Here is a 14,586-nt window from a genome sequence, read left to right as displayed (position 1 = left end):
ACGATGCTTCGCATCGCCAGGAGTGCTGCGCCGCGTCCGGGGCACGAACATGGCATCAGGCCGCGGTCGCCTTCAGCGCCGTTGCAGCCGACGCATAGCCTCCGCGGGCACCGTCGATGAAGTGGACGTGGTCGCTGCGCAGCGCCGAGGGCGTGAAGCAGGTCATCATCGCCGCATCCTGTCGGTGTAGGCCGTAGCGCACGATGCCGCTCTTCGCCGCCGCTGCCAAACGATCGCTCAGATCGCGCTCGAGCTCAGGCGTGCAGTCGAGGATCATGCGCAGGCCGTCGTCATATTTGCGGAAGTCCGAGTTCTCGACGACCTGCTGCGTGTAGGTCTTCGGCACGAAACCGCCGACCTTGATGTCGAAGCGCACGATCATGTAGGCGAACAGCGTATAGGCCAAGACGCCGACGCGGCGCTTGAGCAGCGAGCCGCCGCGTCTGGCGCGCGCCTCGTAGCCGAGCCCCTGAGGCGGCCATTTCAGCGGCGGCCCCTGCGGCGGCACGGGACGGCCCGCATCCGGACTGCGCTCGACGAGGTGGATCACGTCCTCGATCACCTTGCGAAACGCTTGCGGATCGGCGCCGCGCGCCGGCACCACCAGGACGGACAGGATGAGTCCGCGCGAGGCCGGAATCTCCTCGAACCGGCAGGACAGGCCGGACAGATCCGGCTGCGCGCCGTCGGGCGCATCGGCGACGGCGAACTCACCGCGCTTCATCGCAGCTTCGGCCCAGCCGAGCCCGCCGCCGGAGAACATCGCATAAGACAGGTTGGCCGACGGCCCGAAACGCGCGACGCGCACGTCCAGCCCTTGCGCGCGGATCGCGCTGACCGGCACCAGCGCGACGCGCATCGTCAGATCGAGATCCTGCCTGACCCAGGTCGCCGTCGCGGCTAGCGCCTCGCGGGCGCGATCGAGATCGCTGGGCGCGACCGCAAAGCTAGCGCCATCGCCGCCGAACACGAAGGGGAATTCCCGTCCCTCCAGCGCGTTGGTGACGGCTGCGATCACCGCGGCGCCAGCCATGTTGACCGCCTTGTAGCGCTGCGCCGCAATCGCCTTGGTGGAATCGACGATATCGGCCACACCGATGCTCCAGTCGTCCGGCAGCGGCGAATAGAGGGATGGGTCCATCAGGCTGGTGAAGCCGCGGAAGACGGGGATGCTGCCGTAGAAGGAGACGCCTGGTGTCATCGCCTGAGGCCGGATGTGTTTCGCGCAATCAAAGGTACGGGAACGGAATGAAAAAGGTTCGCTGGCCGGCTCACCTCGGAAGGTCCCGCAATAATTGGCTGAAACAGGCCGAGACAACAAGAGTCCGCGCATCGCCAAGACGCCTTCCGCGCGTGGCCGGCACGGCGGAACGGATTGGATGTCCAGCGATCTGATCGATCGATACGAGCGTGTGCGCAAGCGCGCTTAGTGCAGCTTCTCCTTCTCCGCCGCCGAAGGCGCCTGCACATCATGGCAGCCGACGAGCCGGACGAGTTGCTGCGGATACATTTCGTAGCCGTGATCGCCGGAATTCTGATGCGACATCGGCTTGCAGCTGTTGATGCTCTCTCTCGCTTGAGATGGCTGCGCTGACACCCGGGGAAGGTTCGAAGCGGTCATGCACTGCTCCCTGTCGATTAGGGCAGATCGATTGACGTAACCCAACCGATCGCGGGGCATCTTAGAGCCAAACGCGCTGAAATGAAATTGAGCCCGATCAACTCAATTGTGGCGCTGCTGCGGTTCCCTGAAGCGCCATGAGCGCCTTAGGTTTTTGTTTGAGCATGATCTCCGCGCAAACGCGTTCCGCGTTTGTCGCGAGGGAAAACCGCTTCACACTTTTCCGGATCATGCTCTAAGCAGTATTCCCCGCATCGATCGTGAATACCGTTCCCGTGACGTTGCGTCCGCCTTCGCCGAGCAGATACTCCACCATCCGGGCGACGTCGTCGGTCTCAGGCAAACGGCGCAGCGCGCTGCGTCCGGCGATGCGCTTGCGGCCTTCGCCGGAAAGCTTGTGCGTCAACTCGGTGTCGATGAAGCCGGGCGCAATCGCATTCACGGTGATGCCGAGCTTGCCAACCTCGCGCGCCAGCGAGCGCGTGAAACCGGTCGCGGCCGCTTTGGTCGCGCCATAGACCGACAGTCCGTTATAGCCGGTGGAGGCGATGATCGAGGAGATGTTGATGATGCGGCCCGCGCCGTCGGCCATCATGTGCCGCGCGACATACTTGGTGAGGATGATCGGCGACAACACGTTGAGCCGCACCAGCGCCTCGATCTCGGAATTGTGCATCGTCGCAAGCAGGCCCTCGGTGCCGAGGCCGGCATTGTTGACGAGGCCATAGATCGCGCCGAACTCGTCGCGCACCAGCTTTGCGAAGGCCGGGATCACGTCGATCACCGCAAGGTCGCAGGCGCGGAAATGCAGACGCTTCTCCGACGCACGTACCGCATCAGCGAGCTCCTCGGTCTCGCGCCGCGCCACCGCGATCACGTTGTAACCGGCGACCGCGAGCCGCGTCGCGATCGCAAGGCCAATACCGCGGCTGCCGCCGGTGACGAGGACGTTATGCATCGGTGCGGGCCAGCTTTCCGGCAGGAGTGACGTCGAGCGTCTCGACGAAGCGGATCACCGCCGGCACCTTGTGCGAGGCAAGCTGCGCCCGGCACTGGTCCAAAATCTGCTCGCGGATTTCCTTCGCCCGCGCCGGATCGGTGCCGTCGGCAAGAACCACGTCGGCCACGACGATCCCGCCGGTGATCGGGCTCTTCCGCGATTTCGCACAGGACATCCGCACGTCCGGATGATGGTTGATGACTGCCTCGATCTCCTCGGGATGAACCTTCAAGCCCCCGATATTGATGATGCCGCCACGGCGGCCGACGAAATGATAGCGGTCACCGCGCAGCTCTATCATGTCGCCGGTGTCGACGAAGCCGTCGTCCTCGGCGAGCCTCGAAGCGTTGCGGCCGATATAGGCGTGCGCGGTGCGCTTGGAACGTATCCGCAACGAGCCGTCGACGATCTTCATCTCGACGCCGCCCGTGTTCACGCCGATATAGCCGGCGGGGAAACCTTCGAGCCCGTCATTGACGGCAAAGCCGACGCCGGCTTCCGTCGAGGCATAGGCATGGCCGATGGAAGAATTGGGGAATGCCGCCTTCAGGCCGTCGAGCACGGCCTGATCGGCGATCTCGCCGGAGAGGCGGACATAGCGCGGCGCAAATTGTGCGGCCGAGCCGCTCATCAAGAGCTTGCGCCAATGCGAGGGCGTGCCGGAAATGTGCGAGACGCCGCGCGCGTTCAGCCGCGCGACATGGTCTGCGAGGACTTCATGCGCGTCCGACAGCACCATCGAGCCGCCGGAAAGGATCGCGCGCAGGAAGATCTGGAGGCCGCCATAGCGGCGGATGTCGTAAAAGGTCGCCCAGACCGGTGCGGGACCGTGCGCAGGCGCCTCGGCACGGATCGCGCCGGTCAGCGCTTCCAGCGTGTGGGCGGCGATCTTCGGCACGCCGGAGGTGCCCGAAGTCAGCATCAGCCACTCCGTGTCCCGCTCGGTCTTCGCAGGCGCGGCCTGCGTGAGCGGCAATTGCGCGATCACGACGAGCGGGATCCCGCTGTCTTTCCAGAACTCCGGCTCGTCGGTAACGACTGCATCGATCTCCGCATCCGCAATCAGCTCGTTGAGATGCGCGGGATTGAGATCCGGCGGGCACAGCAGCATGCGACGGGCGATGCCGTCGAGCTCGATCATGGCAAGGCCCGATTTGAGCTGGTCCGACAGCTTCAGCAGCGCCGACCGGCCGGACAACTCGCCGAGGCGGCCGCCTAGGACCGTCTGCGACAGGATATCGGTCAGCGACACCAGATTGTGCGCATCCGAAAGCGTGCGGTCTTTCAGCTCGGCGCCTAGATAGTTGCGGAGTGCAAAGATCTCACGCGGGGACATTTTCGTAGGCCCGCACGAAATCCCCGACGGTCGCGGGGAAGGCAGCGTCCTCGGAAATCGTGAAGGGATCGACGCCGATCTCGTCCTCGAGGCGCGCGACCAGGATCGCGAAGGCAAGCGAGTCGAAACCCGTCTCATGCAGCGACAGATCGTCCGTCAGTTCCGGCAGCGTGACGTGCTGCTCTCTGGCAATCTGCTTGATCGCTTCCGTAACCCTTAACCTTACCGACATGGCTGCGCTCGCTTCATGGTTGTTATCGTTTGATCGTCTTCGGCGGAGTGCCCGCCTCCCATAGCTCCGTGGTTTACCGGACAGAAGTAAATGCCTTCTTGGACAATTCAGATAAAATTGGACCTATCTGTGTTTTTTGCTAGAGCCTCATCGAACCGTCGAGAATCCGCGCATACACCTCCTGATCGAGCGCGCCATAGGCTCCCGACCTCGGATCAGCCATGTATAGCGGATCCGAGATCATTCCCGGATCAAACCCCTCGCGCGCGAGCAGGTTCTTTTTCTGCTTGAAGGTCTCGGTCGCATCGAGCTCGGCCGAAATGCGGATGAAGACCGGACGGGCATAAATCGGCAGGCGCGCGGCGAGATGGTCGGCCAGCGCGGTGAGATCAAAACCCTCGTTGACCACGATCGCGCTCATGCCGGCGCGGCCGTCGGTGCCGGGAATGCTGACGCCGTAAGTCGTTGCGTCGACCACGCCGGCGCAATCACGCACGGCGTCGTTGACCTCGGAGGTCGCGACGTTTTCGCCCTTCCAGCGAAAGGTGTCGCCGATGCGGTCGACGAAATGGAAGAAGCCCTTGTCGTCGAGCTGCATCAGGTCGCCGGTGCGGAACCAGGCATCGCCGCGAGCGAAGACGTCGCGCAGGATCTTCTTCTCGGTCTCGCCGGCGTCGGTATAACCCTCGAAACGGCCCCCGCCCTCATTGGCGGTGCCGATGCGGCCAATAGCTTCGCCCGCCTCGCCGCGCGCGCAGGCAACGCAGAGGCCGTCGGCATTGCGCAAGGGCACGCCGGCATCGGTATCGAGCTTGACGATTGCCGCCGGGAAACGATGCGCCAGCAGCGGCGGGATGCGGCCGATCGCGCCTGGTTTGCCCTCGACATTGAACAGCGAGAAATTACCTTCGGTCGCTGCGTAGAATTCGAGGATACGGGGGAGCGCAAAGCGCGCCTGGAAGTCTTCCCAGATGTCGCCGCGCAGGCCATTGCCGCAGACGAGCCGCAGGCGGTGACGGTTCTCATATTCCGACGGCGGCGCCTTCAGGAGGTAGCGGCAGAGCTCGCCGATATACTGGAACAGGGTGCAATCATGGTGGACGATATCAGGCCAGAAATTCGTTGCCGAGAATTTCTCTGCGATCACCACCGAGCCGCCGGCGGCGAGCATGCTACAGGGCGCGACGATGCCGCCGACCGAATGAAACAGCGGCAGGCAGTCATAGAGCCGGTCCTGCGGCGTCGCACCGGTCAACCCTGCGAACCAGAAACCCCAGTTGAGGATGCGGCGATGACTGATGCTGGCGGCCTTCGGCAGGCCCGTGGTGCCGGAGGTGTAGATCAGCAACGCGCGATCATTGATGGTGACGTCGCCATGTTCGTCCTGCGAGAGCGGGACGTCGTCGAGCGCGGCCAGCGCCACGTCGATCGAGCGATCGCTGCGCGCATCGCCATGGGTCCAGATCTTTGCAGCCGAATTCAGGTGCGGCGTGGCGTCCGCAAGCACCTCGGCCAGATCATGCGCGACGATGATGTGGGCTGGCCTTGCGACATCGATGCAATGCGCGAGCGATTGCCCGACCAGCCTGGTGTTGATCAGGGCGACGACGCCACCGACACGGCTGATGCCGAGCCAGGCGGCGACATAGTCGACACCATTCGGCATGATCATACCGACGGTGTCGCCTTTCGCCACGCCAACCGAGCGCGCCCAGCGCGCGTAGCGGTTGATCCGCCTTGCGAGCTGATCGTAACTGATCGTTTCGTCGTCGGTGACGAGCGCCGCGCGGTCGGGCTGGCGTCTCGCCCAATCCTCGACGACATCGGCGAACAGCCGGCCCGGCAGCGTCTCGATGCGCGCGGTGAGCTCGATCGCCTTCAGCCAGATTTTTGAGGCCGAGGGCGCGTGCGAAGATTTCGCCTGCTCGATGACGCCGGTGCTCATGTTGTTGGTGCTTTCGGCTGGTCACTCGTCTGTCACGGCAGCTATAGAACGCGAGCCCCTGACCAGGTGTTAAGAGACAAGGTAAAACACGGTTAGTCCGCGATTAACTCTGGTCATCCTTTACCAAGCCGACGGGAAAGGTGTACGGCAGTGGACTATTCTTGCGATATCGAGTTCGTCGTGCGGGCACGCTGCGCGTGTCGCCTCGCCGGCTTTCGAGGGGAGACAGCGGCACAGCAGTTTCCGTGCGCGATCCACGCTCGGAATGGTGGCCGGACGAGCGGCGACGCCGCAATAACGCAGCCTGCTAGTCGATCCGCTTGGGGCGGCGCCGCGGCTGCGGCTGGTCGTAGGCGTAGTAGGGATTGACATCGCATGATGCGGCACGGCCGGAGGCCGAGGCGCGGCACTGCTCCAGCGAGGTGAACGAGCAGTCGAACCAATCGCTGCCGCCGCCACGGATGCCTCCCGTGTAGACGTGCATGCACACCGGATAGCGCGGGTCGTAGCGCTGGGCGCTGGCGGGCGTCGCAGCCTGCAGCGTGGCGATCGCGATGACGGTCAGGAGCGGTAAGCGCATCGGAAATTCCTTCGAATCGGCGGCGACGGCGGGCGTCGCACCGGTCCGATATGGCATAACACGGCGGCGGAGGCGACCGTTTCGCAACATACCCCTCCCGCTTGTGACGTACGTTCGAAAGAGCAGACGAGCTACCTCTTTTGACTTGCAGAAAGCGCATATCTGCGGGTCGCCCCTGTTCGACAAAGGTCGCAATCATCCGGCGCAGGATTCCGTTCGCAAGCCGACGCGAAGGGACTAGTCTTACTGCCACAACGCCGGCCCCGAACCGCCGATGGCTCGGGGCAATCAACGAATATACGGGCTGAAGGAAACGCACATTCGCGCTCGGGCCCTCGGGCGCGACTCCGCTTTTCGCGAGGAGAAGATGCGCTGGCCAGTCGATGGTTTCAGGGCATGCAAGAGAGTTTCTCGTCTCTATTCATCCGTTACCCGATCGGCACCTCGCTGCTGATGGCGGGTATCCTGTTCGTCGGCCTCGTGGCCTATCCGCTGCTGCCGGTTGCACCGCTGCCGCAGGTCGACTTTCCGACCATCCAGCTTTCCGCGTCACTCCCCGGCGGTAGTCCGGAAACGATGGCCTCCTCGGTGGCACAGCCGCTCGAGCGCCAGCTCGCGCAGATCCCCGGCATCGCGCAGATGACATCGACGAGCTCGCTCGGCTCGGCCTCGATCACCATCCAGTTCGATCTCAACCGCCAGATCGACGCCGCCGCCAACGACGTCCAGGCCGCGATCAACGCGGCGAGCGGCCAATTGCCGAAGAACCTGCCCTCGCCCCCGACCTATCGCAAGGTCAACCCGGCGGACTCGCCGATCATGATCCTGTCGGCGACATCGGACACGCTGCCGCTGATCACCGTCAGCGACCGCACCGATGCCCAGCTCGCACAACAGATCAGCCAGATCTCCGGGGTCGCGCAGGTCTTCGTCGGTGGACAGCAGAAGCCGTCGGTGCGCGTCCAGGTCGATCCGGCAAAACTCGTTGCCAAGGGCCTGTCGCTGGAGGACGTGCGCAACCAGATCGCGATCACCACCACCGACAGCCCGAAGGGGAACATCGACGGCACGCGGCGCGCCTACACCATCTACGCCAACGACCAGCTGGTCGAAGCCGCGGCCTGGCAGGACGTCATCATTGCCTATCGCAACGGCGCTCCGTTGCGGATCCGCGACATCGGCGAGGCAGTAGCCGGCCCTGAGGACATGAAGACCGCGGCGTGGGCCGATGGCAAGCGCGGCGTGTTCCTCGTCATCTTCAAGCAGCCCGGCGCCAACGTCATCGACACCGTCGACCGCATCAAGGCGCAACTGCCGCGGCTGGTCGCGGCGATCCCGCCGGCGATCGCCATCAAGATCATCAGCGACCGCACCATCACGATCCGCGCCGCGGTCGAGGACGTGCAGATCACGCTCCTGATCACCATTGCGCTGGTGGTGATGGTGATCTTCATCTTCCTGCGCAGCTTCTGGGCCACGATCATCCCGACCGTGACCGTGCCGCTTGCGCTGCTGGGCGCCTGCTCGCTGATGTGGGTGTTCGGCTATTCGCTGGACAATCTCTCCCTGATGGCGCTGACCATCGCGGTCGGTTTCGTGGTCGATGATGCGATCGTGATGCTCGAGAACATCACCCGTTACGTGGAGCACGGCGAGCGACCGCTTGCCGCGGCCTACAAGGGCGCGGCCGAGATCGGCTTCACCATCGTCTCGATCAGCATCTCCTTGATCGCCGTGCTGATCCCCCTGCTGCTCATGGGCGGCATCATCGGCCGGCTGTTTCGCGAGTTCGCGGTGACGCTGGCGATGGCGATCTTCGTCTCGCTCGTGGTGTCGCTGACCCTGACGCCGATGATGGCCTCGCGCTTCCTGCGCGCCGATAACGAGGCACGGCACGGCCGCGCCTACCAGTGGAGCGAGCGGATGTTCGGGCGCCTGCTCAGCGCTTACGAGCGCGGCCTCGACGTCGCGCTGCGGCACAGCTTCATCACACTATGCATCTTCTTCGCGACGGTCGCGCTTTCGGTCTACCTTTTCATCCTGATCCCAAAGGGATTCTTCCCGCAGCAGGACAACGGCTTCCTGACCGCCGTCTCCGAGATGCCGCAGGACATCTCGTTTACGGAGATGAAACGGCGCCAGGAGGAGCTCAACGCGATCGTGCAGGCCGATCCCGCCGTCGATTCGATCGCGATGTTCATCGGCGGCGGCGGCACGGCGCTGAATTCCGGGCGGATGTACATCACCTTGAAGCCGCGGGAAGAGCGCGATGTCAACGCGCAGCAGATCATCGCGCGACTGCGGCCGAAGCTCGCGGCGGTCGAGGGCGCCCGCCTCTACATGCAGGCCTCGCAGGACGTGCGTCTCGGCGGCCGCGCCACGCGCACCCAGTTCGAGTTCACGCTCCAGGACGCCAATCTCACCGAGCTGAACGCATGGGCGCCAAAGATCCTGGAGGCGATGAAGACGCTGCCGCAGCTTCGCGACGTCGCAACCGACCAGCAGACCGAAGGCACGACGCTCCAGCTCACCATCAACCGCGACACCGCCGCGCGCTACGGCATCCAGCCGCAGCTGATCGACGATACGCTCTATGACGCATTCGGCCAGCGCCAGGTCGCGCAGTATTTCACCCAGACCAACAGCTATCACGTGATCCTCGAGATCACGCCCGAGCTGCAGGGCAAGCTGGATACGCTGGACAAGCTCTATATCAGGTCGCCACTGACGGGCGAAGAGGTGCCGCTTTCGGTCTTCTGCAGCTGGACCAACGTGCCGGTGCGGCCGCTCGCGATCGCGCATCAAGGCCAGTTTCCGGCCGTGACGATCAGCTTCAACCTCGCCGAGGACGTGGCGCTCGGGCAGGCAACTGACGCCGTCTCGCAAACCGTCACCGAGATGCGCGCGCCGCCGACGCTGACAACGAGCTTCCAGGGTACCGCGCAGGCTTTCCAGCAATCGCTCGGCACCGTGCCGCTGCTGATCCTGGCCGCGCTCGTCGTGGTCTACCTGATCCTGGGCGTGCTCTACGAGAGCTACATCCATCCCCTGACCATTCTCTCCACCCTGCCCTCGGCCGGCGTCGGCGCGATCGCCATCCTGATGATCTTCGGCTTCGACTTCAGCCTGATCGCCTTGATCGGCATCATCCTCCTGATCGGCATCGTCAAGAAGAATGGAATCATGATGGTGGATTTCGCGATCGCCGCCGAACGCGAGCAGCATTTGACGCCGGAGCAGTCGATCCGCCAGGCCGCGCTGCTGCGCTTCCGCCCCATCATGATGACGACGATGGCGGCGCTGCTCGGCGGCGTGCCCTTGATGCTCGGAACCGGCACCGGTGCGGAGATCCGCCAGCCGCTCGGCTATGCCATGGTCGGCGGCCTCCTGGTCAGCCAGGCACTCACGCTGTTCACGACGCCGGTCGTCTATCTCTATCTCGACCGCTTCTCCAACTTGCTCTCACGCTGGATGGCGAAGAAGCCGAAGCCGCAGGCAGAGGCCGCGAGCGACGAACAGAAGGACGCGGCGGAGTAAGCGGTGACGATGCATCGGACTCCGTCATTGCGAGCGCAGCGAAGCAATCCAGGTTATCGACGCGGAGTTAGTCCGGATTGCTGGCTTCGTCGCTTCGCTCCTGGCAAGGACGAGCCGTGTGGGAAAGCGCACCTCGCCTAGCCGCCCAGCCCCTGCAGCACCAGGCGGTTCAGCCTTGCAGCGAAGGCAGAGGGATCTTCCGGCAATTCGCCGTCGAGGATCTGGGCCTGTTCCAGCAGCAGCAGGCAGAGATCATCGATCACTGACGAGCCGGCCGGCGCCTTGGTGATCGCGGTGACCAGCGGATGGCGCAGATTGACCTCGAGGATCGGCCTGGAGCGCTCGCCTCGGTTCTGCTGCGCCAGGATGCGCTCCAGTTCGCGGCTTGGGCCATGGCTGTCGGCGACGAGGCACGAGGCGGAGCTGGTGAGGCGCGTCGACGCCTTCACGTCGCTGACGCGTTCGTTGAGGGAAGCCTTGATCAGCGCGATGGTCGCGGCTTCATCAGCCGCCGGCTCGTCCTTCTGCTCGTCGTCGACGCGCGGGATCAGGTCGAGATTGAGATCGCCCTGGCCCAGCGACTTCAGCGGCTTGCCGTCGAACGACATCGGCATCGAGGTCCAGAAGGCATCGACGGGATCGGTGAGCAGCAGCACCTCGATGCCGCGCGCAGCCGCCGCCTCCAGGCGCGGACTGGACTTCAGCCGCTCGATGCTGTCGCCGACGAGATAATAGATCTCGGTCTGATTCGGCTTGAAGTCGGCGACGACGTCCTTCAGCGAGCGCTTCTCGCCTGTGGTGGTCGTGAAACGCGACAGCGCCAAGAGCTTCTCGCGACGCTCGAAGTCCTCGTAGATGCCCTCTTTCAGGACGGCGCCGAAGGCCTCCCAGATCTTCGCAAAATTCTCCACGTCCTTCTCGGCGAGGCTTTCGAGCTCGGAGACGACGCGGGTGGCGACCGCTTTGCGGATCTGCGCGAGCTGCGGGTTGTTTTGCAGCATCTCGCGGGAAATGTTGAGCGGAAGGTCCTCGCTGTCGACGACGCCGCGGATGAAGCGCAGATAGCCCGGCAACAGATCCGCATCGTCGGTGATGAAGACGCGCCGGACATAAAGCTTGACTCGGCCCTTGCGCGACGGCTCGAACAGGTCGAACGGTTTGCTCGACGGCGCGAACAGGAGCACGGCGTAGGAATAGCGGCCCTCGGCCCGATAATGCAGCGTCATCGCGGGATCGTCGAAGGCGGTGGCGATCTGCTGATAAGCCTTCTTGTAGTCGTCAGCCGTCAATTCCGATTTCGAGCGCTGCCACAGCGCGCTCGCCGAATTGATCTGACGCGGCTCGCCTTCTGCCGGCACGAGCTCGATGGGGAAGAGGATATTGTCGGAATAGGCGGAGACGATGCGCTGGATCTCGTGGTCTTCCAGATATTTCTTCGCGTCCTCCTTCAGGTGCAGCACGATCTCGGTGCCACGTGTCACGCGCGCCGCATCTTCGTCGCCCGCGTGCGCGATCTCGAAACCGGAGCCGCCCGACGAAGTCCAGGTCCAGACGTCGCTTTCGCCGGCCCTGCGGCTGATGACGAGGATCCTGTCGGCAACCATGAAGGCGGAATAGAAGCCGACACCGAACTGGCCGATCAGGCCGAGGCCGTCCTTGGCCTCCTTCAGCTTCGCCACGAAAGCCTTGGTGCCCGAGCGGGCGATGGTGCCGAGATGGTCGATCAGCTCCTGCCGCTCCATGCCGATGCCGTTGTCGGCGATGGTCAGCGTGCCGGCCTGCTTGTCGGGGATGATGCGGATCCTGGGGGCGTCGCCCTCGCCGAGCAGCGCCGGGGTCGCGATCGCCTCGTAGCGGAGCTTGTCGCAGGCATCCGACGCATTGGAAACAAGCTCGCGCAGAAAGATGTCGGTCTCTGAGTAGACGGAATGCACCATCAGGTGCAGGAGCTCGGACACCTCGGCCTGGAAGGGCTGCGAATGCACAGCTGTATCTGACGTCGTCATGCGTTTACCCGGATCAAACTGGATGAGGAAAAACGGGATATAGCGCACGGGCGCAACAGATCAAGAGGTTGTGATGGCGCATTCTTCAACCCTCGTCGGGCGCGCGGGTCGAGGTCGACGGACCTGCCCGGCCTCTTCCCGCGGTCCCGTATCGCCTGATCGATCCAGCGCGGCGCGAACATCGTGGCTTGGCGGTTGCCCGTTCACGGAAACGCTACTCGGATCGTGCGATCCTAGCCGTTAAAAGCGTCGCCCCTGATTCCAACTGCTAATTTTTGATGAAACCGTCCGTCAAGGCGGCCCTCGCCGCACATAGCCACGATGCCAGGCTCTATCTCACGCTCGGGATTGCCAACTGGTCGATCTTCCTCGACCACGTTCCGAACAATGTTGTCAATCTGCTGACCTTGCGCAATTTCGGCTTCAGTGGCGCCGCCGACCTGTTCGTGTTCGTGGTGGGCTATGGCGTCACGATCATCCATGGCAAGATGGCGCTGGAGCGCGGCTTCGTCGTCGCTGCAACCCGCATCTTCCGCAGAGTCTGGCGGCTCTATGCGGCCTACGTCGTGCTGTTCGTGATCTATATCGACGCCATCGCCTATGTCGCCTCACAATCGACCGCGCCGGAGATCATCCACGAGTACAATATTTCGGGGATTCTCGAGCATCCCCTGCGTATCCTGGTGCGTGGGCTGGTGCTCCAGGAAGAGCCGCTCAACCTCGACCTGCTGCAATTGATGATCCCGCTGATGGTGTTCTTCCCGCTGGCACTGTGGGGCCTGCTCCGCCGTCCGCACCTGACACTGCTCGCCTCGATCGCGATGTACTTCGCGGCGAGGTATTTCGGCTGGACGTTCCGGATCTCTCCGGACAGCGAATGGACCTTCAATCCGTTCTGCTGGCAGATGCTGATGGTGCTCGGCGGCTGGTTCGCGGTGACCGGCGCGCCTGCCCGCGCGCTACACGGCATGTCCTGGCTGCGCGCCCTCGCAGGCGCCTATCTCGTGTTCGCGATGGCGGTCACGCTGGCGCGGCATTCGCCGGCGCTGTCCGCCTATCTGCCGGATGTCGTGCTCGACATATTCACGCCGAACGACAAGGAAAACCTCGCGCCGCATCGCGTGCTGCATTTCCTCGCACTCGCGTTCCTCGCCACGTATCTGGTGCCGGCCGATCATCCGGCGTTGCAATGGAAATCGCTGCAACCGGTGATCCGGAGCGGCGAGGAATGGCTCGCAGTGTTTTGCATCAGCGTATTCCTGTCCTTCGCCGCGCATCTCATCCTGATCACGGGGCCCAATCTCGTCGCAATGCAGATCCTGGTGAGCCTCACGGGCCTGGCGGTGATCGCGGCGGTTGCCTATTACATCTCCTGGTCCAGGTGGCAGGATCTGCCCGCAGCCTTGCGTCAGCGGGCGTAGGCGTCGGTCAGGCGATCGCAGCGAGGTAGCGCGCGACTGATGCGTCGAACGCCGACTTGGCGCTAACAGCGATATTGCGGCCCCACCAGGCGCCGTAGATGCGGTCAAAGGCGAGCGGCGCGACAACGTCGGCGATCCGCCGCACCGCGGCTGCGTTCAGTGGGGTGTAGTTCGGATAGGAATACATGAAGCTGACGAAGCGGCGATCCATCGTCACCTGCGCGATGTCGCCGGTGAGCAGCGCACCCTTGCCGTCGGCGCCGCGCGTCCAGTGCAGCATGGTGGCGCCGGCAAAATGGCCGCCGCTGCGCAACAGGGTGATGCCGTCCGAGAGGCGATGACTGTCGCCGGTCCAGTGCTCGATTGCGCGATGCGGCCGCGTCACCCATTGGCGGTCATCGGCGTGGAGATAAACGGGCACGCCGCCAAAAGCCTCGCTCCAATCGGCGAGAGCGCCGTAATAATGCGGATGCGAGATCGCGATCGCCTTCAGCCCGCCGAGCGATCTGACATGCGCAATCGCTTGGGTCGTCGCCAGCGGAACGCAGTCCCACATCACGCAACCGCTGCCGTCGGGAACGAGCAGCGCCCGCTGGCCGATGGCAAAGCTCGGCTCGAGCGCAAGACCAGTCAGGTCGAGATCGTCGCGCCACACCACGCGGCAGCGTTGCGCCAGAGCCTCGCGGGACAGAAAGGCCTGCCCGTTCCAGTTCACGAATTGCCGTTCGTCCTCGCAGATCGGACAGGATGACGGCGGCCGTTCGCTCGAGGGAAATTGCGCGCCGCAGGTTTCGCAGGTCCAGAGTGGCATGGCGTACTCCAGGAAAGACATCCGTCAACAACGATCGAAGATGTGACGTGCAGATCGCTTCTCCGCAAGAGCGGCTGGAACCAACGGGATCACCATC

The 14,586-nt window shown here is 63.9% G+C and carries 11 protein-coding genes; 2 read left to right on the top strand and 9 right to left on the bottom strand.

Features of this window, described 5'->3' with window-relative positions; genetic code table 11:
• Positions 1-55: 55 nt before the first annotated feature.
• The 7 genes from QA640_RS07800 to QA640_RS07770 all read right to left on the bottom strand — a co-directional run bounded on the left by QA640_RS07800 (position 56) and on the right by QA640_RS07770 (position 6,714).
• Complete coding sequence (locus QA640_RS07800) at positions 56-1,201, bottom strand: DUF3095 domain-containing protein (RefSeq protein ID WP_283040132.1); 1,146 nt, start codon at positions 1,199-1,201, stop codon at positions 56-58.
• Positions 1,202-1,426: 225 nt separating this feature from the next.
• Entirely contained in the window at positions 1,427-1,621 is a 195-nt protein-coding gene (locus QA640_RS07795; RefSeq protein WP_283040131.1) for a hypothetical protein, read from the bottom strand.
• 235 nt (positions 1,622-1,856) lie between these two features.
• Positions 1,857-2,579 (bottom strand): SDR family NAD(P)-dependent oxidoreductase, encoded by a 723-nt coding sequence (locus QA640_RS07790; protein ID WP_283040130.1) that lies wholly within the window; start codon positions 2,577-2,579, stop codon positions 1,857-1,859.
• Entirely contained in the window at positions 2,572-3,957 is a 1,386-nt protein-coding gene (locus QA640_RS07785) for a fatty acid--CoA ligase family protein (RefSeq protein ID WP_283040129.1), read from the bottom strand. The genes QA640_RS07790 and QA640_RS07785 overlap by 8 nt, the downstream gene beginning before the upstream one ends.
• Positions 3,944-4,189, bottom strand: a complete 246-nt coding sequence (locus tag QA640_RS07780; RefSeq protein WP_283040128.1) for an acyl carrier protein — start codon at positions 4,187-4,189, stop codon at positions 3,944-3,946. Before QA640_RS07780 ends, QA640_RS07785 begins: the two co-directional genes overlap by 14 nt.
• 139 nt (positions 4,190-4,328) lie before the next feature.
• A complete protein-coding gene (locus tag QA640_RS07775) occupies positions 4,329-6,134 on the bottom strand; it encodes a long-chain-acyl-CoA synthetase (protein WP_283040127.1) in 1,806 nt (601 codons plus the stop codon).
• A 307-nt stretch (positions 6,135-6,441) separates the two neighbouring features.
• Positions 6,442-6,714 carry a DUF3551 domain-containing protein gene (locus tag QA640_RS07770; RefSeq protein ID WP_283040126.1) on the bottom strand — a complete coding sequence of 91 codons (273 nt, stop codon included), beginning with the start codon at positions 6,712-6,714 and terminating at the stop codon, positions 6,442-6,444.
• Between the two features lie 396 nt (positions 6,715-7,110).
• Between QA640_RS07770 and QA640_RS07765 the strand changes: the two genes are divergently transcribed.
• Positions 7,111-10,251: a multidrug efflux RND transporter permease subunit gene (locus QA640_RS07765; RefSeq protein ID WP_283040125.1), complete on the top strand. Its 3,141-nt coding sequence runs from the start codon at positions 7,111-7,113 to the stop codon at positions 10,249-10,251.
• Positions 10,252-10,388: 137 nt separating this feature from the next.
• Here the strand turns inward: QA640_RS07765 and htpG are convergent, their stop codons facing one another.
• Entirely contained in the window at positions 10,389-12,257 is a 1,869-nt protein-coding gene (htpG, locus tag QA640_RS07760) for a molecular chaperone HtpG (RefSeq protein WP_283040124.1), read from the bottom strand.
• A gap of 278 nt (positions 12,258-12,535) precedes the next feature.
• Here htpG and QA640_RS07755 point away from each other — a divergent pair, with 278 nt between their 5' ends.
• On the top strand, positions 12,536-13,678 hold the full coding sequence (locus tag QA640_RS07755; RefSeq protein WP_283040123.1) for an OpgC domain-containing protein: 1,143 nt from the start codon (positions 12,536-12,538) through the stop codon (positions 13,676-13,678).
• 7 nt (positions 13,679-13,685) lie between these two features.
• Here QA640_RS07755 and QA640_RS07750 read toward each other — a convergent pair whose 3' ends face one another.
• The gene (locus QA640_RS07750; protein ID WP_283040122.1) at positions 13,686-14,489 is read right to left on the bottom strand and encodes an MBL fold metallo-hydrolase; all 804 of its coding nucleotides are present in this window, start codon (positions 14,487-14,489) and stop codon (positions 13,686-13,688) included.
• Positions 14,490-14,586: the final 97 nt, after the last annotated feature.

Origin of the sequence: Bradyrhizobium sp. CB82 (assembly GCF_029714405.1) — a bacterium.
Taxonomy (GTDB): Bacteria; Pseudomonadota; Alphaproteobacteria; order Rhizobiales; family Xanthobacteraceae; genus Bradyrhizobium.
Note: the sequence above shows the minus strand (reverse complement) of the source record. Positions and strands in the feature narration are given on the sequence as shown.